We start from the raw sequence: 26,864 nt of genomic DNA on the forward strand, positions 1-26,864 counted from the left end.
GGGTCAGCGGAGGCGTCGGAGGGCTGCGGAGGCCAGGCGTTTCCCCCGGCGGGCGCCGGCAAGCACGGCGGTGGCGGCGCGGCCGCCCGGCGTTGCCTTCAGCACGGTAATGATCCTGTGGGCCCGGTTGAGGCCGGCCTGCAGTGTCGCGGTCCTCTGCTCGTACCAGATGAGTTGGATCCTGGCCTCTTCCAGCCGCTGCGCGAGACGGTCGTGCGCCGCGGTGAGCTCGCGCAAGGTCTGCGGCGTGGCCCGGTGCGCCGGTGCCTCCTCGCGCCCGGCCATGGCCGCCAGCAGCCGCTCGGTGTCGTCGGCGGGCCACAGATGAGACAGCCCCTCGTCGTGCAGGGCGCTCGCGAGCAGCGACAACGCGGCCGGGTCGGTGGGTGCGGCAGGCGACGCGTGCAGGGCGCCGCCGGGAGATACCACGATCCCTTCTGCGGGTACGGCTGCGTGCGCCCCCGACTGCCAGGTCGTGAGCAACGCCCGGAACGACGGCCGGTCCCCGGACCGGGCCGCGGCCAGCAGCGCGTCGTGCAGACAGTCGCCCGCCGCCACCGCGACGCCGTCGGCAAGCCAGCCGCCGGACGTCCGCAGGAGACGACCGTCCGCGACGAGACCGTCCGGAAGGGGCGACGGATGATGACCGGGCCGGGCGGCCACGACGATCCACGCCGGGGCGAGCGGGACGGCCAGCCCGTGCCGCAGCAGTCCACCCGCCAGGGGCCGCGGGTCGGCGAGCAGCGGACCCGCCGGCAGCCCGGCACGGCGCAGCGCCGACGTGAGGAACCCGTGCAGACGGGAATCGGTCAACGCCTCCTCACTGAGCAGCACCGACGGTGACTGTGGACTCGGGTACGCCGCGTAGTCCCGCAGCGGTTCGAGCCCGGCCGAACGTAATTGCTCGCGCAACGCGTCCAGCCCGGCCGGCCGGGTCGGGTCGTCACCGGCCGGCGGCCCCCACGCGGAGTCCTCCGGCGGCGTGGCCCCGGCGTAGAGGGCGTGCAGCCCGACCGGGTTCGCCACCGACAGCAGCAGCCGTCCGCCCGGCCGCAGCACCGCGAGCAGCTGGGCGAGCCCGGCCGACCACGGCAGGTCGCCGGTCTCGGTGGAGCCGGTCCGGTCCAGCCCGTCCAGCGCGACGACCGTGTCGTACGCCGGAACCGCCGCCAGTTTCTCCAGGCTGCCGCAGCACACCTGCACACCGGGCCGGTCCGCCCAGCGCGCGGCCAGTTCCTCGGCGTCGGGCACGCCGCGCACCAGCACCGTCACCTGCCGGGCCGGGATCGCCTCGATCAGTTCGGCGTCGTGCGGCCCGACCACGAGCACGTGCCCGTGCGCCGAGGCGGCGAGCTCCCGCAGCGGCACGCCGCGGACCGGCGAGCGCAGCGGCACGCCGCGGGCCGGGGAGTAGTCGGACCAGTGCGGCATCTCGCCGCCGAGCAGAAGGGCGGTCATGCCGTCGTCCAATGGAACAGGTGCCGGAGTTCGGCAGCGGACAGGGTGCGGTCGGCGCCGAGCTCGTCGGCGGCGATGTCACGTGCGGTGGCCACGTCGATGGTGGGGCCGTGCAGGTCGGCCCACTGCCGGCGGATCCTCGACCGGCCGCCGAACAGGTCCTGCTCGCCCCGCAGCTGCATCGGGTCGCCGTAGACGGCCGGTTCGCACCCGGCCAGCACGCCGTAGAAGATCGCGCTGCACAGCCGGTTCGACGCCACCCGCACATGCCTGCGCTGCTCGGCGAGCTGCCGGGACAGGAAGTCCGGGTCGAGGTCCTTCCACCAGCCGCCCCGGTAGCCGTGGCAGATCACCCGGAACCCGGCCTGCTCGTAACGGCGGCGCACCCGGACCGTCCGGTACTCCTGCCAGTAGAGACAGACGGTGACCGGTCCCGGCTCGGTGTCACGGATCTCGGCGATCAGACGGTCGTGGTCGCCCTCCACGTGCTGGCCCTCCCAGCCGTGGAACGGGTACCAGATGGTGCCCTCCCGCTGCTGCTGCGGCGTGTCCGGTTCCATTCTCGTGAGGTACGCCCACGGGGCGCCCACCACGTGCACGTCACGCCGCCCCATCGAGAAGGCCCGGCGCCGGGTGCGTTCACTCCACACGAACGTGGGCACTCCGGGGACGAACTCGTGGTCGGGGGCGAGGCCGTCGCCGATGTTCCAGCCGTGCTGCAGATAGCCCTGGATGCGGGGCGGATCGGCGTCGAACCCGCAGTAGCGGGCCAGCACGTACGAATGGCCGTAGTAGTGGTTGGCGTGGTGCACGCCCCATCCCACCCCGGGAAGGCGTACACCACGCGAACAGCAGGAGATCAGCCGGTGACGGCGAACAGGGCTTCCGCGTACGCCTTGTGACCCTCGACGGTCGGGTGGTACGACTCGGCCAGGTTGTCACGCAGCCCGTGGATCCAGGGCTCCTTGGTGCACGCGCCGTGACCCTCGAACGCCTTGCGCACGTCCACGAAGGTGAAGCCCTGCTGAGCGGCCACCCGGCCCTGGATCAGCTCCACCAGCGAGTCGGCGCCGGAGTTGAGCGCCTTGCGCCGGGCGTCGGTCAGTGACTCGCAGGACACCCCGGACGGGCCCGGCTCGGCGACCAGGTGCGGGTATCCGAGCACGAACACCTTCGCGTTCGGCGCACGGTCACGGATCATCTTGTAGAGGGCGTCCAGCTCGGCCGGCAGGTTGGTCTTCGCGGCGGCGACCGCCGTGTCGACCGAGCTCTGGCAGGTCTTGTCGTCGGTGAGCAGGCACTTCTGCAGGGTGCCGGACCAGCCCGCGTCGTTGCCACCGACGGTCAGAGTCACCCAGCCGGTGGAGTCGCTCAGGGCGGTGAGCTGCTCGAACCGTACGTCATTGATCTTCGCACCGGCGCACGTCGCGTCGGTCACCTTGCCGAGCCCGGCGGCGGTGGCGAGCTTGGCCCACAGGTGCGGGTAGCCGCCGTCCTTGCTCTGCACACAGTCCTTGCTGTCGCCGTAGTTGCCGGCGCCGAGGCCGGCCGCGTACGAGTCACCGAGCGCCACGAAATCGCGGGCGTCCACGGCCTTCGTGGCGGCATCCTCCGCGCCGCCGCAGGCGGTGAGGGCGGCCAGCGCCACCGTGGTGGTCGCGACCGAGATCCAGCGTCGCTTCACAGCAACTCCTTACCGAAGAGTAGGTCCCGTGAATAATGCATGACGCCCGCGTTCCGGCATACTGCTGACCTGTGACGTCCCGTGAGCCCCGCCTGGAGATCGAGTACTGCACACAGTGCCGCTGGCTGATGCGCGCGGCCTGGACCGCGCAGGAGCTGCTCACCACGTTCACCACCGACCTGGGCGAGGTGGCGCTGGTGCCGGGCGTCGGTGGCGTCTTCGAGGTCCGGCTGGGCGCGGAGACCATCTGGTCGCGCAAGGCCGAGGGCGGCTTCCCCGAACCGGCTCAGCTCAAGCGCCTCATCCGTGACCGGATCGCCCCGGGTCGATCGCTGGGTCACAGTGATGGTCACAAGTCCGGCACGGTGAGCGGGAGTAGGGCAGAGTCGGACGGGTGATGTCCCGCTGGACTTTGTACGTCCCCCTGCTGGCACTGTTCGCTCTCGTTCTGACCTTCGGCCGCGACCTGTCGTCGGCCGTCGTCGTAGTGGTCTCGCTGCTGCTCGCCGGTGCGGTCCTGGCCGCCGTGCACCACGCCGAGGTGGTGGCACACCGGGTGGGGGAGCCGTACGGCTCGCTCATCCTGGCCGTCGCCGTGACCGTCATCGAGGTGGCGCTGATCGTCACCCTGATGGTCAGCGGTGGCGAGAAGGCCCAGTCTCTGGCCCGGGACACCGTCTTCGCCGCCGTGATGATCACCTGCAACGGGATCCTCGGTATATCGCTGCTGGTGGGAGCCCTGCGCCGGCGGATCGCCGTCTTCAACCCGGAGGGCACCGGCGCCGCGTTCGCCACGGTCACCGCGATCGCCACGCTCAGCCTCGTGCTGCCGACGTTCACCACGAGCCGGCCCGGACCGCAGTTCAGCCCCGCCCAGCTGGCGTTCGCGGCGGTCGTGTCGCTCGGCCTGTACCTGCTGTTCGTGGCCGTGCAGACCCGGCGGCACCGCGACGACTTCGTGCCGATCACCACGGCCGGTGAGGTGATCGACAGCGAGGAGCACCTGGATCGGCCGGCCGCGCGGGCCGCCTGGCAGAGCCTCGGCCTGCTGTTCGTCGCCCTGGTCGCGGTCGTCGGCCTGGCGAAGGGCGTCTCACCGACGATCGAGTCGGCGGTCGCCGGCGCCGGCCTGCCGCAGGCGGTCGTCGGTGTGGTGATCGCGCTGCTGGTCCTGCTGCCGGAAACCATCGCGGCGGTACGGGCCGCGGCCCGCGACCGGATCCAGACCAGCCTCAACCTGGCGCTCGGCTCCGCCATGGCCAGCATCGGCCTGACCATCCCGACGATCGCGGCGGCGATGATCTGGCTGGAGGGGCCGCTGCTGCTCGGTCTCGGCGGCACCCAGATGGTGCTGCTGGCCCTCACCGTCGTGGTGGGCACGCTGACCGTGGTGCCCGGCCGCGCCAACATCCTGCAGGGCGGCCTGCACCTGTCCCTCCTGGCGGTCTACCTGTTCCTGGCCGCGAGCCCGTAGCACGGCGTGCCCGCGGCGCGGCGCGGCGAGCTCGTGATCGTCGGGTGCCGGTAGATTGCACCCGATGACCGACACCCTGGAGCGTAAGCGCACCCGATCCGTCGAGGTTGAAGCGCTGGCCGTGATCCTGGTGTTGCTCGTGATCTTCCGGGAGTCGATATCCGGGTTCATCGACGGCGCCGCGTTGCAGACCTGGATCACCGTGTTCGTCTCGGTGCTCGTGCAGGCCGTCCCGTTCCTCGTCTTCGGCGTACTGCTGTCGGCCGTCATCGCGGTCTTCGTGCCGCGCTCCTTCTGGGCGCGGGCGCTGCCGAGACACCCCGCCCTGGCCGTCCCGGCCGCCAGTGTGGCCGGCGTGGTGCTGCCCGGCTGCGAGTGCGGGGCCGTGCCGATCGCGGGCTCGCTGATCCGGCGCGGCGTGACACCGGCCGCGGCACTGGCGTTCCTTCTGGCCGCGCCCGCGATCAACCCGATCGTGCTGACCGCCACCGCCGTCGCGTTCCCCGGCAACCCGGAGATGGTCCTCGCCCGCGGCCTGGCCAGTCTGGTCGTGGCCGTGCTGATGGGCTGGCTCTGGCTGCGGCTCGGTAAGACCGAGTGGATCCGGCTGCCGCACCGCCACGACGAGGGCGCCTCCAAGGGCCGGGCGTTCTGGTCGGCGTGCCGGCACGACGTGGTCCACGCGGGCGGTTTCCTCGTGGTCGGTGCCGCGGCCGCCGCCACGATCAACGTGGTGGTTCCGGAGGCGTGGCTGCAGACACTGGCGGCTGATCCGGTGCTCTCGGTGCTGGCGCTGGCCGTACTCGCCGTGTTGTTGTCGATCTGCAGTGAGGCTGACGCCTTCGTCGCCGCTTCGCTGTCGCAGTTCTCGCTGACCTCGCGTCTGGTGTTCCTGGTGGTGGGGCCGATGGTCGACCTGAAGCTGATCTCGATGCAGGCCGGGGTGTTCGGCCGTGGGTTCGCCGTGCGTTTCGCGCCGGCGACGTTCGTGGTCGCGGTGCTCGCGGCGGTCGGCGCCGGGGCGGTGCTGCTGTGAACCGGCAGGCGCAGGCGGTCGTGCTGTTCCTCTTCGGCGGCGCGATCCTCAAGGCCTCGCTCACCGATCTCTACCTGCGTTACGTCAAGGAGGGGCTGCGGCCCTTCCTCATCGCGGCGGGCGCGGCGCTGGTCCTTTCCGCGATCATGACGATCTGGTACGACCTGCGCGCCCAGCCGTCGGACGACGGCGATGATCACGGCCACGCTCATCACGAGCCCCGGGTGGGCTGGTTCCTGATCCTGCCGGTCCTCGCCCTGCTGCTGGTGGCCCCGCCCGCACTCGGCTCCTACACCGCCGGTCAGTCCGGAACCGTGCAGATCAACGCCGAGTCCGACTATCCGCCCCTGCCCGCCGGCGACCCGGCCGTGATCGGCCTGCTCGACTACGCGTCCCGGGCGATCTACGACGACGGGCGCAGCCTCGACGGTCGCCGCGTGCGGATGACGGGCTTCGTGTCCACGGGCGACGACGGCGTGCCCATGCTGGCCCGGATCGTGGTGAGCTGCTGCGCCGCCGACGGCCGCCCGATCAAGGTCGGGCTCACCGGCGGGCCGCTGGTCGACGTGCCGGCCGGGACGTGGTTGCAGGTCACCGGCCGGTACACCGCCCAGCGTGGCAAGGACCCCGTCAACCAGGCCGACATCGCCTACGTCGAGGTGGAACAGTGGCAGCCGGTCGACCCGCCGAAGCAGCAGTACGAATGAGCGTCCGCAGCCGGATCGCGCTGGCCGCCGCGCTGCTCGCGTCCACCGCGCTGATCGCCGGCAACCTTCCCGAGCAGCCGAAGCCCGCGGCCGTGTCCGCCGCCCGGCCCACCCTCGAACAGGAGTGGCCGGGCGCCGCCCGCGCCGACCTGCGCGACCTCACCGTCGAACCGCAGCTCTTCCTCGACGCCACCACCGCCGTCGGCACCGTCACCGACGGGAACTTCGTGCGGCTGGTCGTGGAGAAGGACGGCATCGGCCGCGAGCTGCGCCGCCTGCCCGCCGCCGACGAACCCCGCTTCGAGGCGATGACCGTCTCCGGCGACGAACTCATCTGGGCCGAGTCGTCCGGCAACCGCCCCGTCGAGATCTGGGCGGTGCGGCGTGACGGCGGTGACGCGCGGCTGCTGACCGCCGACAGCGGCAACACCCTCTTCTACGGCAATCAGTACGACCTGGTCGTTGCGAACGGCCGCGTGTACTGGGTGGCCGGCGAGGGCGACGAGACCACCCAGATCCGCTCGGTGGCGCTGACCGGCGGCGCCGTCGAGGTGCGCGAGGAGAAGGGCCGCTGGGCGCAGTCGGCGTGGCCGTGGCTCACCGACGACACCGGGGCACAGTCCGGGACGGTACGGATGCGCGACCAGACCACCGGCCGCGACGTGCGGGTGCCGTTCTCCGGCGCGGAGTGGGGCATGTGCGGGCCCACCTGGTGCCGGGTGATGGTGATGAACGGCGAGGGCCTGGCCCGGGTCGACCTGATGCGCCTCGACGGCTCGGACCGCCGCCGGATCGCCGGCCCGAACACGCAGGCCGCGGTGAGCGACGTGGCGGTGCTGGACCGCTTCGAGATCCTCTCCGAGCCGGGTCCCGAGTTCGACCTGACCGGTGTGGCCGGACTGATCGTCCACGACCTGAAGACCGGCCGGACGGTGACCCTCTCCGCCGCAGCCGACCTGGCAGCCACCAAGGACGGAGTCCTGTGGTGGTCGACCGGCACCCGTGACGCCGCCGTCTGGCACACCCTCGACCTCCGAACCATCTGAGACCCGCCCCGCGCCGCCGCACCCCGCGCTCCGCATCCCGCGCTCCGCTCCCGCGCCCCGCTCCCGCGCTGCGCGACCCGGCGCCCCCGCGCCCCGCCCCGCTCCCGCGCCCCGCTCCGCCCCGCTCCCGCGCCGCCGCACCCCGCGCTCCGCATCCCGCGCTCCGCGCCCCGCTCCCGCGCCCCGCTCCCGCGCTGCGCGACCCGGCGCTCCCGCGCCCCGCTCCGCCCGGTCCGCTCCGCCCGGTCCGCCCGGTCCGCGGATCTTGTGAGGTTTGGCCGTTTGGGCTACCGCAACGTCACAAGATCGCGGAATTTGTGGTGGGTGCTGTTCTCCCTGCCCTTTCGCCTCCCCGTGCCGCGCGGATCTTGTGAGGTTTGGCCGTTTGGGCTACCGCAACGTCACAAGATCGCGGGATTTGTGGTGGGTGCTGTTCTCCCTGCCCTTTCGCCTCCCCGCGCCGCGCGGATCTTGTGAGGTTTGGCCGTTCGGGCCACCGCAACGTCACAAGATCGCGGCGGGTGGCGGGTGGCGGGTGGCGGGTGGCGGGTGGCGGGTGGCGGCGGGGTGCCCGGGCCGCGGGCGGCGGTGGGGGTGCGTGGTTGCGGGTGGCGGCGGGGTGCGCGTGCGGCGGTGGGGGTGCGTGCGGCGGTGGGGTGCGCGGGCGGCGGTGGGGTGCGCGGGCGGCGGTGGGGTGCGGTTCGGGTGGGCGGCGAAGTTTTCAGTGAAGTCCCGGGAACTTCGATCGGCGATCGGCCGACTAACGGACATCGCCGAGCCTGAGGAAGAAGAATGCCCACTCCCGCCGGGACGACCGATCCCGATCAAGATCATGCGACGGCCGTACGACCATGACGAGGCGCCGGACGCACAGGGGTGACCCGGCAGCGGGCTCGTATTCGCGTCGTACCAAGCTGGCATGGCCCGGCAATTCCCGCCCAGCCAACGGCGTCTCGCCGAGAAGGACCTGTTGAACGAATGGACCACACCGATCGGATCCGCGGTCGTCGCCTGACCCGGCCGCTGCTCGCCCTGGCCGCGCTGCTGGCCGTCCTGCTCCCGGGCGTCCCGGCCTGGGCGCACAACGCGCTGGCCGAGGCGAACCCGGCCAAGAACGCCACGCTGAAGAAGTCGCCGTCCGAGGTGAAGCTGCGGTTCCTGCAGAAGCTGGACCCCGACTACACCACGATCACGGTCAGCAACGCGGGCAAGGAAAAGGTGGGCGCCTCGGCGCCGAAGGTCGACGGCGCCACCGGCTCGGTGACCATCGACGCGCCGCTGGCCAACGGCGTCTACACGGTCGCCTACCAGGTGGTCTCCACCGACGGGCACACCGTGAAGGGCTCCTACGAGTTCACCGTCGCCAACCCCGCCCCGGCCCTCGAGCCGGGGCCGGTGGTCGAGGACTCGGAGGCGCCCGTGGAGCCGGAGGAGAGCTCGGCCGCCCCGGCCGCCGAAGCCAAGGCCAGCGCGACCGCAGCGGCCGCCCCGCCTCTCGTGGCCGAGGAGTCGTCGAACGCGACGGTCATCGGGATCATCGCCGGCGTCGTGGTGCTCCTGGCCGCCGTCGCCGCATTCCTGTTCTTCCGTCGCCGCAAGGCGTGAAGCGTGAAGACGCCGTAAGGCATGAGTCGCCGCAAGGTGTGAAGCGTGAAGACGCCGTAAGGCATGAGTCGCCGCAAGGCGTGAAAGGTTCCCCCATGAAGCAGACAGCACTGCGGCGCGCCGCCACCGTCACCGCCGTCGCGGCCGCGTTCGTGCTCGGCCTGGCCGGGCCGGCGGCCGCGCACGTGACGGTCAACCCGAGCGGCACCGCGACCCAGGGCGGCTACACCAAGGTGGCGTTCCGGGTCCCGAACGAGAGCGACACCGAGTCGACCACCAAGCTCGAGATCAACCTGCCTGCCGACAGCCCGATCGGGTCGGTGTCGGTCCGCCCGGTGCCGGGCTGGACCGCGGTCGCCGAGAAGTCGAAGCTGGCCACTCCGGTCAAGGTGCACGACAGCGAGATCAGCGAGGCGGTCACCAAGATCACCTGGACCGCGGCCGCCGGTTCGGAGATCAAGCCGGGCACCTTCCAGGAGTTCGACGTCTCGCTCGGCCCGCTGCCGCAGACCGAGCAGATGGTCTTCAAGGCGCTGCAGACGTACTCCGACGGCACGGTCGTCCGCTGGATCGACGAGCCGACCACCGACGGCACCGAGCCGGAGAACCCGGCGCCGGTCCTCAAGCTGGCCGCCGCCGGAGCGGCAGCCCCGTCCGCCGCCGCCCCGGCGCCGACCGTCGAGGCCGCAGCCGAGGAGAGCGACAGCGGCAGCGGCGCGGCCTGGGGCATCGCCGGCCTGGTCGCCGGTCTGGCCGGCCTGATCCTGGGCCTGCTCGCCTACCGCAAGGCCGCGCAGCCCGGCTCCGCGGTCTGAAATCCGGAGCGCCGGCCCGGACAGCCGGACCTCTCAGGTCGTCCGTGCGGCTGTGAGCCGCGCGTAGATCGACAGCGGGTGCAGCGCCGACCGCCGTACCTGTTCCAGCCGGGACAGGGCGGCGGTCAGCGGCCCGAGCCGCGCGAACCGGAAGTCGTAGATCATCAGCCGTCCGCCGGGCCGCAGCACCCGCGCGAACTCCGCCGCGGCGGCCTCCGGGCCGGGCCACTCGTGGGCGCTCAACGTCGACACGATCACGTCCAGGCTTGCGTCCGCCCAGGGCAGGGCGGCGACGTCGGCGACCTCGAACCCGATATCCGGTCCGGCCCGGCGTGCGAGTTCCACCATGTCGGGGGAGAGGTCGGCGCCGTGCACGGACAGGTCCGGCCGGAGCCTCGCGAGAGCCCGCGGCAGCCGGCCGGGTCCGGTGCCGACGTCCAATACGGTGGCGCCCGGCCTGGCGGCGGCTGCGACCTCGGCCGCGACCCTCCGGTAGAAGCCGTTCAGCAGACGAGTCGCGCGTCGTTCGTACGACTCGCTCGCCTGCCTGTCGAATTTGATTTTGGTTTCCACGATTCCTCCGGTGCGGTTGACAACACCGGGAACCGTGCATCTTCATGTCGACATGAAGTCAAGCCCGGCCATGCCCATCGGGGACCTGGCCGCCATGTTCGGGCTCGCCCCGCACGTCCTGCGGCACTGGGAGCACCTCGGTCTGCTCACTCCGGAGCGGTCCGCCGGTGGCCGCCGGGTCTTCGGGCCGGGTGACGTGACCCGCGTCGGCATGATCCTTCTCGCCAAGGAGGCCGGTCTCAGCCTCGATCAGGTGCGCCGACTGCTCACTGACGGTAATCGTGACATGCGCGGAGAGCTCTACCGTGAGCACGGCGAACGGCTGCGCCAGCGGATCGCGGCGGCCGAGTCCGCGCTGGCGATGATCGAGCACGCGGCCGGGTGCGACGCCGATGAGCTGACCGCCTGCCCGCACCTACAGGCGAAGGTCGCCGGGCTGGTGGGCGGCCTCGACGTCCGCGGGGGCGCGCATCCGCCAGGCGTCGGTGATCAGCTCCGTCAGCCGTTCGAATGAGGTGAGCTCCAGTCGCAGCATGACCAGCGGCAGCCCGTCGTAGCCGGGTGTGGTGAAGAACAGGTCGGGCTCGCCGAGGAGCAGCGCCTGCTTCTCCGCCTCGTCGCCGACGAACAGCACGGCGACATCGGTACGGATCACGCGCGGTTTTCCGGGTACGCGTTCCGGATACGACCAGACGAAACCCTTGCCGCTCACCCGGAAGTCGAAACCGTCGCTGTCGATCTCCTCGACCTCGGGCAGGGCGAGGGCCAGTCGTCGAACGTCATCCGCGTCACTCACGGTGGCCATTCTGCAACATGTCTGTCATCCCACGTGGTAATCGATGCCTTGCCTACTGAGTAGCTAGGCTTCTATTCTCCGATCCAAGAAATAGGAAATCCCCTCCCGTCCCTGGTGGTCGACACATGCAGAAACTCCTTCTCCTAGCTCTTGTCGGGCTCGGCGCGCAGCTGGTCGACGGCAGCCTGGGCATGGCCTACGGCGTGACGTCGACCACCCTGCTCCTGGCGATCGGCACCAACCCGGCGGCCGCCTCGGCCACCGTGCACCTCGCCGAGATCGGCACCACCCTCGTCTCCGGCATCTCGCACTGGCGGTTCGGCAACGTCGACTGGAAGGTCGTCCTCAAGATCGGTGTGCCGGGCGCGGTCGGCGCCTTCCTCGGCGCGGTCGTCCTCTCCGGCATCTCCACCGAGGTCGCGGCGCCGCTCATGGCGATCATCCTGCTGACCCTCGGCCTGTACGTCTTCCTCCGGTTCACCTTCCAGGGCCTGCCGAAGGGGCAGCTCGGCAAGCCGCTGCGCAAGCGGTTCCTCACCCCGCTCGGCCTGGTCGGCGGCTTCGTCGACGCCACCGGTGGCGGTGGCTGGGGCCCGGTCGGCACGCCCGCCATCCTGGCCAGCGGACGTCTCGAGCCCCGCAAGACCATCGGCTCGATCGACACCAGCGAGTTCCTCGTCGCGGTCGCCGCCAGCGTCGGCTTCATCCTGGGCATCGGCAGCGAGAACATCGACTACGGCTGGGTCGCGGCCCTTCTGATCGGTGGCGTCATCGCCGCGCCGATCGCTGCCTGGCTGGTCCGGCACATCCCGCCGCGCGTCCTCGGCGCCGCGGTCGGCGGTGTGATCATCCTGACCAACACCCGCTCCCTGCTCCGCAGCGACTGGATCGACGCCCCGGACAACATCCGCTACGTCTTCTACGGCTTCATCTACGTCGCCTGGGCCGCCGCGATCGTCTACTCGGTGCTGCAGTACCGCAAGAACATCGCCGAGGACAAGCGGATCATCGCCGAGGCCGACGGCATCACCGCGGCCGGCGACGCCCCCGACGACAAGGACAAGACGCCCGCCAACGCCTGAACCGGTCGGATCAAGATCTACGATGCACCGATGTGGTGGAAGCGTAAGCGCGCGTTGCCGGACTTCTGCGGTGATCTGGCGAAGGCCGTCCTGGCCCTGGACGAGCGGGCGTCGGAGGCGGCCTTCCGCGCCATCGTCGGCTCGATCGAGAAGGCCGGCCCCGAGGAGCTGACCGAGGGGGCCCGGCGGCTGCGCCCGGCGCTGGAGCAGGTGTCGATCGGCAACGGCGGCCAGCTGGCACAGGTGGCCGCCGGGCTGATCGAGGCCGGTGCGGACCCGTTCGTGCTGCTGGACGTGCTCGTGGAGCGGGTCATCGACGGCCTGGAGCACGGTGTCAGGTTCCCCGGGCTGGCCGAGAAGGACGGCGGCGAGTTCGAGGCGCCGGCCAGCCAGGCGGATGCCGACGCGCTGATCGAGCGGGTCGCACGGGCCGCCGCGCAGGCCGGGATCAGCCGCGAGGAGGGCATCCGGATCACCGAGTCGTACTTCACGGTCGAGGACTGGATCCCCAGCCTGCTGCTGCCGGCGCAGCAGAAACGGGTCCGGCAGGCTTTCCCGGAGCGCGAGCGGCTCGCTGCGGCGGCCGACGCGATGTCCGAGCACGCCGACCCGGCGCCGTGGCTGTACGGGCTGCTCCAGGTGCTCGACGACGAACCGTTTCTGGTGCTGCACCGGCCCAGCGGGCGCGGCTACCGGCTGACCGTGAGCGGTGTGGGCGACAACTTCCAGCTCCACACGCTGCTGGCCGCGGCGCTGATCGGTGACCCGGCACATGGTCTCGTCGACGGTGTCCGGCCCAAGGCGTCCTGGATCGCCGCGGCCACCGACGGGCCCGAGATGATGCCGCCCGGCGGTGTACGCGGACAGTTCGAACTGTTCGACGCCGACGGCGACCGGATCTGGGGCGAGGGCCGTCCCGCCGACATCCCCGTCCTCGACGGTCACCGGGTCGTCGTGCTTGACAAGCCGTCCTACGAGCGGGCCTGGAACACCGGTCGCGTCTATCCGCTGATGCGCCCGGAGATCACCCTCGACCGGGTCCTGCCCGAGGCGGAGTCCGCCGGGTGGCTCGCGAAGGTCAGTGGTCGGGAGTCCCCGGAGGCGCCATGATCCGCAGCGCGTTGGGATCGACGGCCACTCGCAGCGGGGTCTGCCCGCACGGCTCGCCGTCGACCTCGACGTGCGCCGGGCGGTCGGTCTCCAGCCACAGCTCGCCGACGGCGATGAACGGCTGTTCCCGTAGCGTGCGCCGGTGGCCGGTCAGGGCGTTGCGGGCGGTCTCCCGGATCAGCTCCAGCTTCGACCGGCCGCCGACCGGATAGGCGACCAGCAGACGGTCGTCGGCGTGCGCGTCGGCGGTGATCGGGCGGCCGGCGTGGAAGCCGCCGTTCGCCACGTACACCTGGTGGGTGGTGAAGACGATCTCCCGGCCGTCGGCGCGGACCGTGACCCGCAGCGACCGGTGCCGGGTCAGCAGGCCCAGCGCGGTGATCGGGTAGGCGATCCGCCCGATCACGCGTTTGAGCCGGCTCGGCACGTTGATCATGATCTCGGCGGAGAGCCCGGCGCCGACGTGGTTGGTGAACGGCATGTCCCCGGCGACACCCAGGTCCACGTCGATCACCGTGCCGTCCACCAGCGTGGCGACGGCCTTGTCGAGGTCGGGGAGGATGCCGACCGTACGCGCGAAGTTGTTGGTGGTCCCGAGGGGGAGCAGGCCGAGAGCCACGTCGCGATGGGCGAGGAACCGCCCCGCCGTGCTGATCGTGCCGTCCCCGCCACCGGCGACCAACAGGTCCGGCTTGTGCGCGAGGGCCGAGCGCAGTGAGTTCTCCAGCTCGCCGGGACGATCCACGGCGTACGCCCCGAGCAGGTCGAAGCCCGCGGCGAGCAGCCGCGCGTGCGCGTCCGCGTAGAGCTGCCGCCCGCGCCGCGACCGCGCGTTGACCACCAGCGCCGCCCGCCGCTCGCGCCGGATGTCATCGGTCAACTCCTGCTTCGTCCGCACCGGCCGACCCTATCTGCTGACGATCACCGTCGGCTCAGCCGGACCGTCGCGTATCCGCGCAGCACGAACCCCGGGCTCCGGACCGGATCGGCGGCCAGGCTGAGCCGTGGCGCGTACTTGAGCAGCGCGGCCAGGGCGGCCCGCAGCTCGATGCGGGCCAGCGGCGCACCGAGGCAGAAGTGCAGCCCCGCGCCGAAACTCAGATGCGGATTGGGCACCCGGCCGGCGTCGAAGCGGTCGGGGTCGGCGAACACCGCGGGATCCCGGTTCGCCGCACCCAGCAGGGCCGCCACCTCGGCGCCCTCCGGAACGGTCACCCCGGCCACCTCCACATCGGCGGCCGCGGTGCGCACGAACAGCTGCGACGGTGAATCGAACCGCAGCATCTCCTCCACCGCGGCGGGCAGCAGAGCACGGTCCGCCCGCACCCGCATCAGCTCGCCCGGATGCCTCAGCAGGGCCACCACCCCGTTGCCCAGTCCGTTCACCGACGCCTCGTGCCCGGCGTTGAGCAGCAGGATCGCCGACGCCACCAACTCGTCTCCGCTGAGCCGGTCACTGTTCTCCCGGACCGCGACGAGGTGGCTGATCAGATCCTCACATGGCTCGGCGGTCCGGCGGGCGGCCAGCTCGCCCAGGTACTCGGCGAACTCCTTGCACGCCGCCAGCGCCTCCGCCTCGATCTGCGGGGTGCGGCTCATCTCGTACATCCGGACCATCGCGGCCGACCACGGGCGCAGCCGGTGCCGATCGGCCGCCGGGACACCCAGCAGCTCGGCGATCACCGTCACCGCCAGCGGCTCGGCCAGCTCGGCCAGCAGGTCGAACTCCCGCCCCGCCGCCGTCAGCAGCCGGCCCGCCTCGGCCGCGACCGCCGCGCGCAGCCGCTCCACGTGCCCGCGCGCGAACGCCTTCGCCACCAGTGACCGCAGCCGGGTGTGCACCGGCGGCTCGTTCTCCATCATCTGGTTGCGGTGCAGCAGATTGAACGGCTCGAACACCTCGGCCGGCTCCTCGTCGCGCCAGAACCGCCCCAGGTGCCGGTCCCGCAGCACCGCGCCGGCGGCGGCGTGGCTCGCGGCCAGCCAGCGGCCGGTCGGCGCGTGGAAGCTCAGGGGTGCGTTCTCCCGCAGCCGGGCCAGCCCGGGATAGGGATCCGCGGCGAAGGCCGGGTCCGAGAAGTCGATACCCACACCGGCACGTTATCCATTTTTGTACGGGACAGTCCGCCCCGCGCGCGGCGATCCCCGACATCGGACGGGGTCGCATGGCCGACAGACGATGGATAACCGGGTGATCCGGGGGCGGCGGCTGGCCAGAATGACGCCGTGAGGATCAGGGTGGGCGTGCTGGGGCCGGTGGAGCTGTGCCGCGACGGTGAGGTCGTGCCGCTCGCGGGTGTGCCGCAGCGGATCGTGCTGGCCCGGCTCGCGCTCGCCGGTGGACGGGCGGTTCCGGTCGGTGACCTGATCGCGGCGCTGTGGGACGGCGAGCCGCCGGAGAACGCCCTCGGCAACCTGCACACCTACGTCTCGCGGCTGCGGCGGCACACCGGCGGTGACGTGATCCGGCGCGAACCCGGCGGATACCGGCTCGACCTGCCCGCCGACGCGGTCGACGCCGGACGCGTCGAGCGGCTCGCCGTCCAGGCGCGCGGCCAGGAACCGGGCACGGCGGCCGCGACGCTCGCCGAGGCGCTCGAGCTGTGGCGCGGCGACCCGCTCGCGGACGTGGCCGACCGGCTGGTGTTCGCTCCCGATGTCGCGCGGCTTGCGGAGCTGCGGCGGCATCTGCGCGAGGAATGGCTCGACCTGCGGATCGCCTCCGGGACGGCGGCCGGGGCCCTGCCCGAGATCGAGGCGCTCGCGGCGGCCGAGCCGCTGCGGGAGCGGGCGCACCTGCTGCTCATGCGGGCCCTGCACATCACCGGCCGGACCCCGGAGGCGCTGGCGGTCGCGCGGGCCTACCGGGACCGGCTCGCCGACGGGCACGGCGTCGACCCCTCACCGGCCATGGCCGGTCTGCAGCGGCGGATCCTGGCGGACGAGCCGGCGCTGCGCCCGCCGGAGAACCCGCCGAAGCGGGGCACGGCGTTGCGGTGGCGGGCCGACCGGTTCTTCGGACGAGAGGAAGAGCTGGCCACGGTACGGGCAGCGATCGCGGCCGGGAGGGTGACGACGCTCGTCGGCCCCGGCGGAGTGGGCAAGACCCGGCTGATGAGCGAGGTGCTGACCGGCGACGAGCTGGTGGTCGAACTGGCGGAGCGGTCCGTGCCCGCCGACGTGGCGGCCGCCGTGGCCGGGGCGCTCGGGCTGCGTACCGCGCCGCACGGCGGTGCCGCCGCGCTGGCCGAGCGCCTAGGCGCGACACCGGCGACGCTGGTGCTGGACAACTGCGAGCACCTCCTGGAACCCGTGCGTGTGCTGGTCGGGGAACTGGTGGCCCGCTGCCCGCAGCTACGCGTGCTGGCCACCTCCCGGCAGCGCCTCGACGTGGCGGGCGAGCGGGTGCTGCGGCTCGGCCCGCTTCCGGCGGAGGATCAGGTCGCGCTCTTCTGCGACCGGGCGGCGCTGCTGAGGGCCGATTTTCCTGACGATTCGCGTACGCGTGAGCTGGCGGCCGAGATCTGCGGCCTGGTCGACGGCCTGCCGCTGGCTGTCGAGCTGGCCGCCCGGCGCGAGTCGGTGTTCGGGCTGGCGCATCTGCGGGACCGCCTGGGCGCCGGGCTCAACGTGCTGGACCCGGCCCGCGGCGGCGACCGGGCGACCGCCGTGTCGGCGACCGTCGAATGGTCGTATCGCCTGCTCGACCCGTCCGCCCAGCGCCTGCTGGACAACCTGGCCGTCTGCCGTGGCGGGTTCACCCTGGACGCCCTGCCGCACTTCGCCGGCGGTGACGCCGAGCCGCTGCTCGCCGAGCTGGTCGACGCCTCGCTGGTGGTCGCCGACCCGCCGCGTTATCGGCTGCTGGAGACCGTACGACATGTGGGTTTGGGGCATCTGGGTCCGGACGGCGAACGCCGGGCCAGGGACGCGCACGCGCGCTGGATGCTGACCCTCGCCACGCGGATGCTGGACCGCTGCCGCGAGCGGGACCCGTGGACCTATCCCGCGATGCGCCGCGAGCTGGCGAACCTGCAGGAGGCGCTGGCCTGGCTGAGCGGGGACGAGCGCGAGGGCGACGATGACCGGGAGGACGGCGCGCGCCTGGCCGCGATGCTGTCGGTGGTGGGCGCCGACTCGCCGGATCCGGGGCTGACCGAGCAGCTGGCCCGCTGGGCGCCCGAGCGGGTGGAGACCGAGGCCGAGGTGCTGCGGGCCGTCGCGGCCGGGACCGGCGAGTGGCTGCGCGGCCATCTCCCGGAGGCGGACCGCCTGCTCAGCGCAGCTCTCGACCGGATGCCCGATGATCACTGGCTGCGGTGGGGCGCGCTGCTGATCCGGATCTCGAACGGGATGTTCGCGGGTCGTCCGGACCAGGTGCGGGCGGATGCCGAGCGGATGGCGACCGATCCGGGCGCGCCCGCGTGGGCCCGTGCCACCGGGATCTGCTGCTCGGCGCTGATGGACGCCTACGGCGGTGATCCGGCGGCCGGCCGGCGGTGGCTGGAGAGGTACGAGCACCTCCTGGACACCGGGCATCTCGACGGTTTCGTCCCGTTCACCCGGGGCGAGCTGCTGGCCGGCAGCGATCCGGAACGGGCGCTGGCCTGGTACGACCGGTCGATCGCGGCCAGCGACCGGGTCAACCTGACCTACACCGGTCACCTGGCCCGGGTGGCCCGGGCGGCGGCGCTGATCCGGCTGGGCCGGCGTACCGAGGCGGTGGCGGCCTGCCGGTCGGCGCTGGCGGCGGTCCGGTCCGCCAACATGACCGCCCAGGTGTGGACGATGATCCGGCTGATCGCGGAGCTGCTGGCCGCCCTGGGCGACCGGGAGTCGGCGGCGGCCCTGGTGGCGGCCGCGGACGCCGACCCGATGGCCCCGGCCGTGATGGGCCCGGACCGTGAGCGGCTCGCCGCTCTGCGCGCCGCCACGCCATCGCCGGGCTGCGGCATTGCGGCCACCGTGGAGCTGGCCCTGCGCCGCCTGGCCGAGGCGTGACAGCGAGCGGCAAGGTCACGGCAAGGGCCGTCCCGCACGGTGGGGACATGACTGACACACAGCAGATCCCGACCGTCGACGAGGCACGCGCCGAGGCCTTCGTCGGACAGATGATCACCGACTTCGCCGGGGCGGCCAGCACCGCGATGATCGTCCTCGGCGACCGGCTCGGCCTGTTCCGGGCGTTGACCGGCGCCGGCCCGGTGACCGCGGCCGGGCTGGCCGCGAGCACCGGCCTCAACCCGCGGCTGGTCACCGAGTGGCTGCATCAGATGGCCGTCTCGGGCTACGTGACCGTGGACGGCGACCGGTTCGAGTTGCCGCTCGAGCACGCCCTGGCGCTGTCGGTGGTGGACTCGCCGGCCTACGTGGTGGCCGCCGCCGAGATCATCACCGGTTACTTCCTGTCGATGGAGCACCTGGAGAAGGCGTTCCACGGCGACGGCGGGCTGTCCGGGGACGAGGTGCCGGGGTGCAGCTACCACGGCATCGAGCGGTACTTCCGGACCGCGTACGTCAACCAGCTGGAGCAGGCCTGGTTCCCGGCGGTTCCGGGGCTGGTCGAGAAGCTCGAGGCGGGCGCCCGGGTCGCCGACGTCGGCTGCGGCCACGGATTCGCCGACCTGCTGATGGCGCGGACCTGGCCGCGGTCCTCGGTGACCGGTTTCGACATGCACGAGCCGTCGATCGCCACGGCCCGCGCCCGCGCCATCGAGGCGGGCAGCCCGGCGAACGTGTCGTTCCGCGTGGCCGACTCGGCGTCGATCGCCGGGCACGGGCCGTTCGACGTGGTCGTCTATTTCGACGCGCTGCACGACCTGGGCGACCCGGTGGCGGCACTGAAGGCGGCCTACGAGGCACTGGCGCCGGGCGGCATCGTGGTGGCGGTCGAGCCGTGGTCCTCGGACGACTGGACCAGCACGATCGGAATGCCGATCACCCGCATCGGGTACGCCTCGTCGACCGCTCTGTGCACGCCGGGTTCGCTGGCCCAGCCCGGCGCCTACGGGCTGGGCACCCTGGGCGGCCCATCGAAGCGGCTCGAGCTGCTGGCGCGGGCCGGGTTCACGAACCCGGTGCTGGCCGCGGACACCGGGTTCAATCTGGTCGTCGCCGCCACCAAGGCCTGACCGCGGCCGGACGACGCTCCGGCGAGCGTCCGCCGGTAGTGGCCGAGCAGCTCGTCACCGATCGCGGACCAGCTGCGGCCCCGCACGGCCGCACGACCGGCGGCGCCGAACGCGTGCCGCCGGTCGGCGTCGTGAGCGAGCCGGGCGACCGCGTCGGTGAACCCGTCGGCGCGGTGCGGGGGCACCAGATAGCCGGTACGGCCGTGTTCCACCAGGTCGAGCGGCCCACCGGCGGCCGGGGCGACGACCGGGAGCCCGCTGGCCATCGCCTCCTGCACGGCCTGACCGAACGTCTCGTACGGCCCGGTGTGGGTGAAGACGTCGAGGCTCGCGTAGATCCGGCCGAGCTGAGCGCCGTGCCGGGCGCCGAGGAAGACCGCGTCCGGCAGCGCCCGGCGCAGCGACGGCGCGGCCGGGCCGTCGCCGACCACCACGAGCCTAACCCCGGGCAGCCGGGAGACGCCGGCCAGCAGGTCGATCTCCTTCTCGGCGGCGAGCCGTCCGACGAACCCGGCCAGCACCTCGCCGTTCGGGGCGAGCGCCCGCCGGATGCCGGGGCTGCGCCATCCGGGGTGGAAGCGGATGTCGTCGACTCCGCGCCGCCACAGGTGCACCCGGCGCACGCCGTGCGTCTCGAGCGCGGTGACCGACTCGGTGGACGGGGCCAGAGTCCGGCCGGCCGCGTTGTGGACGGTCCGGATCCAGCGCCACGCCATCCGCTCGGTGAGCCGGACCCGGTACACGCGGGCGTACGAGGCCACGTCGGTCTGATAGACGGCGACCGACGGCAGCCCGAGCGTGCGGGCGCTGGCCTGCGCCCAGGCCCCGAGGACGAACGGGCTGGCCAGGTGCAAGACGTCGGGCGCGAACCGGCGGATCGCGGCGTGCAGGGCGGGCGCGGGCAGGCCGAGGCGCAGCTGCGGATAACCGGGCATCGGCAGCGACGGGACGCGTACCACCGGGTACGGCAGCCCGGTCACCGGCGCGCGGGAGCCGGGTGGTGGCAGCGGTGCCACGACCATCGGCTCGTGGCCGTTTCTGGTCAGGTGGTCGGCCATCCGGGCGACCGAGTTCGCGACGCCGTTGACATCGGGGAGGAACGATTCGGTGACGAGCGCGATGCGCATGTGAACAGGGGAACCGGGGCCACGATCCGGCAGGAGACCGGCCCGTGACGCCCGGCCGAACGATCAGCGCATTCTCAGGGTCACCGTGAGCAGGACGGCCGAGAGCAGCTGCGCGGCGGCGAAGACGACCGCGAGCAGGGTGAGCGACTGTTCGTAGAGGGCACCGGCGAGGACCCCGCCGACCAGCGCCGCCACGCCCTGCACCGCGGCGAAGACCCCGTAGGCGGTGGCCCGCCGGGGTGCCATGACCAGGTCGGCTACCAGCGCCTTGACGGTCGAGTCCTGCACGCCGATCGCGGCTCCCCAGAGCAGGCTGCCGGTGACGATCGCGGCGGTGCTCGTGGAGAGGGCGAGCGCCGGCGTGGCTGCGGCGAGGGCCGGCAGCGCGTAGAGGACGCGGGCGCCCCAGCGGTCGTAGAGATGGCCGCTGGCCAGGGCGGCGACCGCACCGGCGGCCATCGCCGCGGCGTACAGCACCGGCACCGCGGCGATCGGCACCCGTCCGGTCTCGCTCGCGTGGTACGAGATCAGGCCGAACGTGACCAGCCCGCCGGTGGCCAGCCCGGCCGACGCGGCGAACCAGTGGAACGTGCGGGGAAGAGACGTCGACACCGAGGTGTCCGACGGTTCGCGTGCCGGAGGTGCCGGGAACCGGTGCCGCAGCCAGACCAGCAGGATCATCGCGGCCACGCCGGGCAGCGCCAGCACGGCCAGCGCCGGCCAGATCACCCCGCCGGCCGCCACCAGCGCGGCCACCAGCAACGGGCCGGCGAACGCGCCGACCTGGTCGAGCGCCTTGTGCACGGCGAACCCGCGTCCCCTGCCGACCGCCCCGGCGGCCTCGGCGAGCAGCGCCGACTTGGCCGGGGAGCGGACCGCCTTGCCGATCCGCTCGGACACGATCAGGACGGCCGCGACCGCCAGGCCCGCCCCGCCGAGAAAGGGCGTGACGGCCAGCAGCGGCACGCAGACCGCGGTCAGGCCGTAGCCGAAGATGGTGAGCGCCCAGTACCGGGCGGTGCGGTCGGCCAGCGGCCCGGACACCAGCCGCAGCAGCAGCGCGGCCGCCTCGCCGGCGCCGGTGACCAGCCCGACCACGAGCGCCGAAGCGCCCAGACCGGCGAGCAGCGGGCCGGTGATCGAGCGGGCGCCCTCGTACACCATGTCGGCGGCGAGGCTGACCAGCCCGAATCCGAGGATCGCCCGCCACGGAGAGAGCAGACGACCGTTGGACACGTCGTAACGATACGGGCCGTGGACCGTAGTGGATCAATCTTCGGCAATGTTTGGTGAACCGGGACACACCGGCGCATGTTTGGTGTCCCCCCGAATCAGGAAGACCATCCCCGTGCATCCTCAGCCCCCGCGTCGCACCACCCACGCCTACGGAACACCGAAGAATCTGCTGGTCTACGACCGCTGGGGCCGGTACGGCCGTCCGGTGGTCCTGCTGCACGGCCTCTTCTACGACCGGACCACCTGGTGGCCGGTCGCTGCCGAGCTCGGTGACGCGTGCAGTGTCATCGCCGTCGACCTGCCCGGGCACGGGCAGTCCGCGGCGCGCGGAGAGAACGCCGTCGAACCCCTGGCCCGCGACCTGGCGGCGCTCGTGAACGGACTGGACCTGCACCGGGCGCCGGTGCTGGTCGGGCAGGGTGAGGGCGCGCTGCTCGCCGAGGCGTTCGCCGACACCTACGCGACCCGGGCGGTGCTGACCTTCGACGAGCCGCAGGCGCCGCCGGAGTGCCCGGAACGGCATCGGGCGACGGCCGACCTGGCAGACGTCCCGGTGCCGTACCGGCAGTTCGCGGTGTCGCGCTGGGACCGTGGACTGCTCCGGTCGTACCGGTGCTGGTTCGCGAACCGGAAGCAGCAGCTGGTCGCCAAGCGGCCGTGTTTCCCGCATCTGCGGGCCCCCGCCCGTTTCGCGGCGACCCTGCGGGACCTGATCTGAAGGGCGGCCCTGCGGGACCTGATCTGAAGGGCGGCCCTGCGGGACCTGATCTAGAGACTGTGCCGGTGCCGTCGGCGGCGGTGTATCGGTGGCGTGAGGGCGGCAGTGCTGATCACCAGGCAGACGATCAGCAGAGTGCCGACCAGGATGTCGACGAACATGGGCGGTACCCCCTCTTCAACCGCTGGTCGGCTGCGTTTCAGCCGGACTCTCCACGGTCCTCCGCGACCCCCGGCCCGTCAACCGGAATGCCGTAATGGCCCGATGCCCTGGTCCGCGGGTGCCGGTCACCCTAAGCTGACCCGCGAGGGGAGTACCTCCGCGAGAGCGTGGCGGTCACCACGGGCACCCATGTGCCCTCGTGCGTTCGCCCGTCGCCGCCGGCAAGGCGGCCGGTGGCGGGTGAGGGAGACCTCGGACGATGACTCGTGTCCGAGGGGGCTCTCCGTGTTCGATCTGCCATCCATCGCGTCCACCCAGCTGTGGGTGATCAGCATCGCCGTGCTGCTGGCGCTGCTCGCCGTCGACTTCGTGCTCACCCGCCGCCCGCATGACGTGGCGATGCGCGAGGCGGTCGGCTGGTCACTGTTCTATCTCGCGCTTCCCGGCGCGTTCGGGGTGCTGATCTGGCAGCTGTACGGCCGGGCGCCCGCCATGGAGTTCTACACCGGGTACGTCGTGGAGAAGTCGCTGTCGGTCGACAACCTGTTCGTCTTCATGCTGCTGCTCGCCGCGTTCGCGGTTCCGCCGGAGCTGGCACAGCGGGTGCTGCTCTACGGCATCGCCGGGGCGCTCGTGCTGCGTGCCGTCTTCATCGCGGCCGGCGCGGTCGTGCTGCAGAGCGGCACATGGGCGTTCCTGCTGTTCGGCGGGATCCTGCTGCTGACCGCGGTGAAGGTGTTCCGCGAGGCGATGCGCTCGGAGGAGTACCAGGTCCACATCGACGACATGCGCAGCGTACGGCTGATGCGCCGCCTCATGCCGGTGACCAACCACTACGAGGGCGGGCGGCTGACCGTGCTGCAGAACGGCCGGCGCGCGCTCACCCCGCTGGCCCTCGTGGTGGTGGCGGTGTTCATGACCGACATCGTCTTCGCGGTCGACTCGGTGCCGGCCGTCTACGGGGTCACCGAGGACCCCTACCTGGTCTTCGCGACGAACGCGTTCGCCCTGCTCGGGCTCCGGGCGCTGTACTTCGTGCTGCACAACGTGCTGGACCGGCTGCGGCACCTGAACTACGGCCTCGCCGTGATCCTGGCGTTCATCGGGGTGAAGCTGGTGCTGCACTGGGCGCACGGCATCTGGTCCGGGGTCCCGGACATCCCGACCGAGGCGTCGCTGGCCGTGATCGGCGCGACGCTGGCCATCGTGACCGCGACCAGCCTCTATGCCGACCGCAGGGAGCGCGTCGTCACCCGGAGTTGACCGCCACGACGGGATTGCGGCGGATCTGATCGGCGGCGTCCCGGGCCATCATGATCAGCGGGCGCGCGGCGGAGTACGACACCACCGCGCCGTCCAGGTCACCTGCCCGGGCGTCGGCCTCGATCCGGCCGCAGGCGGCCGTCGCCGCACCCGCGCCCAGATTCGCCAGCACGCCCATGAGCTGATGCGATTCGTTGCGCAGCAGGTCCGCGTCGTCGAAGGCGAGGGCCTGCTGCATCCGGTCCAGGTGCTCCGGGATCTTCGCCGAGAGCGACGCGAGCAGACCGGCCAGCGCGCCCGCGGTGGCGGCAGGATCGGGCCCGCGCAGCTGAGCCAGGCGCCGCTCGATCTCGGCGGTCACGCTCCGCAGGCTCGGCTCCGGCGGGGCCGGGCTGACCCACCGGTCCAGGACCCGGGCCACGTCGGCCGGGATGAGCGGCTTCGCGATGTGCTCGTCCATACCGGCGGCCAGGCAGCGGGCCCGGTCCTCGGCCAGGGCGCTCGCGGTCAGCGCGATGATCGGCACGTGCCGCCCCGCGGGCTCGCGCCGGCGGATCTCGGCGGTGGCGGCGTAGCCGTCCATCTCCGGCATCAGGCAGTCCATGAAGATCGCCTGGTAGTCACGGCCGGAGGCGCGTTCGACCGCCTCCCGGCCGTTGACCGCCACGTCGGCGCTGTAGCCCAGGTTGGCCAGGATGCCGAGCGCCACTGTGCGGTTGATGTCGTTGTCCTCGACCACCAGCAGGTGTCCCCGGCCCGCGGGCTTCCCCGCGGCGTGGCGGCGCGAGCGTTCGGTGGCCGGTTCGTCGAGCACGCCGACCAGCGCGTCGTAGAGCTGGGACTGCCGCAGCGGCTTGGCGAAGGCGGCCGACACCCACATCCGGTCCGGTTCGGCCGGCAGATGGTGCGGGTCCTCGGCGAGCAGGATGGTCTTGGGCATCGGGCAGTCCGGCGGAACCATCGCGAGGGTCTCGCCAGGTGCCGTGAACATGTCGAAGATGAGCAGGTCGATGGGGCGCCCGGTGGCCGCGGCGTCCCGCATCGCGGCGATCGCGGCGGGTGTGTCGGCCACCCCGACGGCATCCATCGACCAGGCGTTGAGCTGCTCGGTGAGCACGGCCCGATCCTCGTCGTCGCGGTCCACGACGAGCACCCGCAGGCCGTCCAGCGAGTGCCTGTCGGAGAGGTCCAGGTCGGCGCGGGCGGTACGCAGCGTGATCGTGAACCAGAAGGCGCTGCCCCGCCCAGGCTCGCTCACCAGCCCGATCCGGCCGCCCATCAGTTCGACCAGGTCCCGGCTGATGGCCAGGCCGAGCCCGGTGCCGCCGAAGCGCCGGGTGGTGCCCGCGTCGGCCTGGGTGAACGCCTCGAAGAGTTCCTCCTGCCGGAGCACGTCGATGCCGATGCCGGTGTCCCGGACCTCGAACCGGACCGGCACCGCGTCCGGCCCGCAGGGGTGTCCGGTGTCCGGCCGCGCGGAGATCGTGACCTGCCCGCGGGGGGTGAACTTGACCGCGTTGCCGGCCAGGTTGAGCAGCACCTGCCGCAGTTTGGCCGGATCGCCGCAGACGGTGCCGGGTAGCCGCTCGTCGCAGAGCCCGGTCACGGAGAGTCCGTGGTGGGTGTCCGGCGGGGCGACCAGCGCGACGACGTCGTCGAGCAGTTTGCAGATCTGGAAGTTCGCCTCCTCCAGGAGCACCTTGCCGGCTTCCAGCTTGGAGAAGTCGAGAACGTCGTTGATCACCGAGAGCAGCGCGGATCCTGCCACGCTGATCCCCTCGGCGTAGCGGCGCTGGCGCTCGTCGAGCGGTGTGCCGAGCAGCAGGCCGGTCAGGCCGATCACACCGTTCATCGGGGTCCGGATCTCGTGGCTCATCGAGGCGAGGAACTGCGATTTCAGCCGGGCCGCCTCGATCGCCTGGTCACGGGCCTCGGCGAGGGCCTGCTCGGTCTGCCGCCGGGCGGTGATGTCGCGGACGAAACCGTGGAAGTGCGCGTCGCCGCTGTGTTCGATCAGCCACATGGTGAGCTCGACCGGGATCTCGTGGCCGTCCCGGTGCGTGGCGGCCATCTCGGTGGGCCGGTCCAGCAGCCCCTTCAGCCGGCCGTCGAGCAGCCGCCGCAGCGCCGCACGATAGCGCTCGGGCAGGATCGTGCCGGTGACGTCACGTCCCAGGACCTCGGTGCGCTTCCAGCCGAAGACGTGCTCGGCCTGCCGGTTCCACTCCGAGATCACCCCCTCGCCGTCCATGCTGAAGAACGGGTCGCTGGCCGCGTGCATGATCATTTCGAGCTGTTCGCGTTCCACCCGGCGGCGCTGGTCGGCCCGGACCCGGGTGGTGATGTCGTGTGCCACGGTGGCGGTGCCGATCACGGCCTGGTCGGTGTCGCGCATCGGGGCCATGCTCAGCGAGACCTCGATGACGGTGCCGTCCTTGCGGCGGCGCCGCGTCTCGTAGCGGGTGAGGGCGTGACCGGCGCGGACCCTGGCGAGTAGTTCCCTCTCCTCGCCGAGACGGTCGGGTGGCAGCAGGCGGGTGACGTCGCCGCCGACCATCTCGTCGGCGCGGTACCCGTAGAGCCGCTCGGCGCCCGGATTCCAGGTCTTGACGGTGCCGTCCGGCGCCTTGCTGACTATCGCGTCCTGGGAGGCCTCGACGATCGCGGCGAGCCGGGCATTCTCCAGCGCCTCCGTGCGCCATCCGGCCTCCGCCCAGGCCACCGCCCGCCGGGACCGGCGCGCCAGCACCACCGCGGCGACCCCCGCGGTGACTCCGGCGAGCAGAGACAGGGCCCTACGCAGCACCACGACCACCCTTCCAAGATCCGAATCCGATTCAG

23 protein-coding genes and 2 pseudogenes are annotated in these 26,864 nt (G+C 72.3%); 15 read left to right on the top strand and 10 right to left on the bottom strand.

Annotation, left to right across the window (positions count from 1 at the left end):
- Positions 1–3 precede the first annotated feature (3 nt).
- From CLV67_RS22575 to CLV67_RS22585, 3 genes are read right to left on the bottom strand one after another with little or no spacing between them, the layout of a single operon-like run.
- Positions 4–1,458, bottom strand: coding sequence for a hypothetical protein (locus CLV67_RS22575; protein ID WP_106321533.1), 1,455 nt, complete (start codon positions 1,456–1,458; stop codon positions 4–6).
- Positions 1,455–2,270, bottom strand: a complete 816-nt coding sequence (locus CLV67_RS22580) for a hypothetical protein (RefSeq protein ID WP_106321535.1) — start codon at positions 2,268–2,270, stop codon at positions 1,455–1,457. Before CLV67_RS22580 ends, CLV67_RS22575 begins: the two co-directional genes overlap by 4 nt.
- Positions 2,271–2,317: 47 nt before the next feature.
- Positions 2,318–3,142, bottom strand: coding sequence for an SGNH/GDSL hydrolase family protein (locus tag CLV67_RS22585; RefSeq protein ID WP_106321537.1), 825 nt, complete (start codon positions 3,140–3,142; stop codon positions 2,318–2,320).
- Between the two features lie 71 nt (positions 3,143–3,213).
- On the opposite strand from CLV67_RS22585, the gene CLV67_RS22590 reads away from it, so the two are divergent.
- The 8 genes and pseudogenes from CLV67_RS22590 (at position 3,214) to CLV67_RS22625 (ending at position 9,825) form a co-directional block, all read left to right on the top strand.
- Positions 3,214–3,540: an Rdx family protein gene (locus CLV67_RS22590; RefSeq protein ID WP_106321539.1), complete on the top strand. Its 327-nt coding sequence runs from the start codon at positions 3,214–3,216 to the stop codon at positions 3,538–3,540.
- On the top strand, positions 3,540–4,616 hold the full coding sequence (locus CLV67_RS22595; RefSeq protein ID WP_106321541.1) for a calcium:cation antiporter: 1,077 nt from the start codon (positions 3,540–3,542) through the stop codon (positions 4,614–4,616). The genes CLV67_RS22590 and CLV67_RS22595 overlap by 1 nt, the downstream gene beginning before the upstream one ends.
- A gap of 64 nt (positions 4,617–4,680) precedes the next feature.
- Positions 4,681–5,652 carry a permease gene (locus CLV67_RS22600; protein ID WP_106321543.1) on the top strand — a complete coding sequence of 324 codons (972 nt, stop codon included), beginning with the start codon at positions 4,681–4,683 and terminating at the stop codon, positions 5,650–5,652.
- Positions 5,649–6,359, top strand: a complete 711-nt coding sequence (locus tag CLV67_RS22605; protein ID WP_106321545.1) for a TIGR03943 family putative permease subunit — start codon at positions 5,649–5,651, stop codon at positions 6,357–6,359. The genes CLV67_RS22600 and CLV67_RS22605 overlap by 4 nt, the downstream gene beginning before the upstream one ends.
- Positions 6,356–7,405 carry a hypothetical protein gene (locus tag CLV67_RS22610; RefSeq protein ID WP_106321547.1) on the top strand — a complete coding sequence of 350 codons (1,050 nt, stop codon included), beginning with the start codon at positions 6,356–6,358 and terminating at the stop codon, positions 7,403–7,405. Before CLV67_RS22605 ends, CLV67_RS22610 begins: the two co-directional genes overlap by 4 nt.
- Positions 7,406–8,228: 823 nt before the next feature.
- A pseudogene (locus tag CLV67_RS22615) lies at positions 8,229–8,420 on the top strand (Dyp-type peroxidase); the annotation flags it as partial.
- Positions 8,384–9,010 (top strand): copper resistance CopC family protein, encoded by a 627-nt coding sequence (locus CLV67_RS22620; protein ID WP_106321549.1) that lies wholly within the window; start codon positions 8,384–8,386, stop codon positions 9,008–9,010. The pseudogene CLV67_RS22615 and the gene CLV67_RS22620, both read left to right, overlap by 37 nt.
- A 95-nt stretch (positions 9,011–9,105) precedes the next feature.
- On the top strand, positions 9,106–9,825 hold the full coding sequence (locus CLV67_RS22625; RefSeq protein WP_106321551.1) for a YcnI family copper-binding membrane protein: 720 nt from the start codon (positions 9,106–9,108) through the stop codon (positions 9,823–9,825).
- 33 nt (positions 9,826–9,858) lie between these two features.
- Here the strand turns inward: CLV67_RS22625 and CLV67_RS22630 are convergent, their stop codons facing one another.
- Positions 9,859–10,398 (bottom strand): class I SAM-dependent methyltransferase, encoded by a 540-nt coding sequence (locus CLV67_RS22630; RefSeq protein ID WP_203737190.1) that lies wholly within the window; start codon positions 10,396–10,398, stop codon positions 9,859–9,861.
- A 52-nt stretch (positions 10,399–10,450) separates the two neighbouring features.
- Here CLV67_RS22630 and CLV67_RS22635 point away from each other — a divergent pair, with 52 nt between their 5' ends.
- Entirely contained in the window at positions 10,451–10,912 is a 462-nt protein-coding gene (locus CLV67_RS22635; protein ID WP_203737191.1) for a MerR family transcriptional regulator, read from the top strand.
- Here CLV67_RS22635 and CLV67_RS22640 read toward each other — a convergent pair.
- Entirely contained in the window at positions 10,814–11,194 is a 381-nt protein-coding gene (locus CLV67_RS22640; protein ID WP_203737192.1) for an MmcQ/YjbR family DNA-binding protein, read from the bottom strand. The genes CLV67_RS22635 and CLV67_RS22640 overlap by 99 nt on opposite strands.
- A 125-nt stretch (positions 11,195–11,319) precedes the next feature.
- Between CLV67_RS22640 and CLV67_RS22645 the strand changes: the two genes are divergently transcribed.
- The gene (locus CLV67_RS22645; protein WP_106321557.1) at positions 11,320–12,276 is read left to right on the top strand and encodes a sulfite exporter TauE/SafE family protein; all 957 of its coding nucleotides are present in this window, start codon (positions 11,320–11,322) and stop codon (positions 12,274–12,276) included.
- Positions 12,277–12,306: 30 nt separating this feature from the next.
- Positions 12,307–13,386 carry a hypothetical protein gene (locus CLV67_RS22650; protein ID WP_106321559.1) on the top strand — a complete coding sequence of 360 codons (1,080 nt, stop codon included), beginning with the start codon at positions 12,307–12,309 and terminating at the stop codon, positions 13,384–13,386.
- Here the strand turns inward: CLV67_RS22650 and CLV67_RS22655 are convergent.
- Positions 13,355–14,284, bottom strand: a complete 930-nt coding sequence (locus CLV67_RS22655) for a diacylglycerol/lipid kinase family protein (RefSeq protein ID WP_106321561.1) — start codon at positions 14,282–14,284, stop codon at positions 13,355–13,357. The two genes, CLV67_RS22650 and CLV67_RS22655, sit on opposite strands and share 32 nt — an antisense overlap.
- A gap of 23 nt (positions 14,285–14,307) precedes the next feature.
- Positions 14,308–15,477, bottom strand: a complete 1,170-nt coding sequence (locus tag CLV67_RS22660; RefSeq protein ID WP_106321563.1) for a cytochrome P450 — start codon at positions 15,475–15,477, stop codon at positions 14,308–14,310.
- 135 nt (positions 15,478–15,612) lie between these two features.
- On the opposite strand from CLV67_RS22660, the gene CLV67_RS22665 reads away from it, so the two are divergent.
- On the top strand, positions 15,613–18,387 hold the full coding sequence (locus CLV67_RS22665; RefSeq protein WP_106321565.1) for an AfsR/SARP family transcriptional regulator: 2,775 nt from the start codon (positions 15,613–15,615) through the stop codon (positions 18,385–18,387).
- 110 nt (positions 18,388–18,497) lie between these two features.
- A pseudogene (locus CLV67_RS54570) lies at positions 18,498–19,292 on the top strand (class I SAM-dependent methyltransferase); the annotation flags it as partial.
- A 98-nt stretch (positions 19,293–19,390) separates the two neighbouring features.
- On the opposite strand, the gene CLV67_RS22675 reads toward CLV67_RS54570, so the two are convergent.
- Positions 19,391–20,644 carry a glycosyltransferase family 4 protein gene (locus CLV67_RS22675; RefSeq protein ID WP_106321569.1) on the bottom strand — a complete coding sequence of 418 codons (1,254 nt, stop codon included), beginning with the start codon at positions 20,642–20,644 and terminating at the stop codon, positions 19,391–19,393.
- 63 nt (positions 20,645–20,707) lie between these two features.
- On the bottom strand, positions 20,708–21,844 hold the full coding sequence (locus CLV67_RS22680; protein WP_373873164.1) for an MFS transporter: 1,137 nt from the start codon (positions 21,842–21,844) through the stop codon (positions 20,708–20,710).
- A gap of 148 nt (positions 21,845–21,992) precedes the next feature.
- Here CLV67_RS22680 and CLV67_RS22685 point away from each other — a divergent pair, with 148 nt between their 5' ends.
- Positions 21,993–22,598 carry an alpha/beta fold hydrolase gene (locus CLV67_RS22685; protein ID WP_170153959.1) on the top strand — a complete coding sequence of 202 codons (606 nt, stop codon included), beginning with the start codon at positions 21,993–21,995 and terminating at the stop codon, positions 22,596–22,598.
- A gap of 447 nt (positions 22,599–23,045) precedes the next feature.
- Positions 23,046–24,023: a TerC/Alx family metal homeostasis membrane protein gene (locus tag CLV67_RS22690; protein WP_239166443.1), complete on the top strand. Its 978-nt coding sequence runs from the start codon at positions 23,046–23,048 to the stop codon at positions 24,021–24,023.
- On the opposite strand, the gene CLV67_RS22695 is transcribed toward CLV67_RS22690, so the two are convergent.
- On the bottom strand, positions 24,010–26,829 hold the full coding sequence (locus CLV67_RS22695; protein WP_170153960.1) for a PAS domain S-box protein: 2,820 nt from the start codon (positions 26,827–26,829) through the stop codon (positions 24,010–24,012). The genes CLV67_RS22690 and CLV67_RS22695 overlap by 14 nt on opposite strands.
- Positions 26,830–26,864: the final 35 nt, after the last annotated feature.

The sequence above is a fragment of the Actinoplanes italicus genome, from assembly GCF_003001815.1.
Taxonomy (GTDB): domain Bacteria; phylum Actinomycetota; class Actinomycetes; order Mycobacteriales; family Micromonosporaceae; genus Actinoplanes; species Actinoplanes italicus.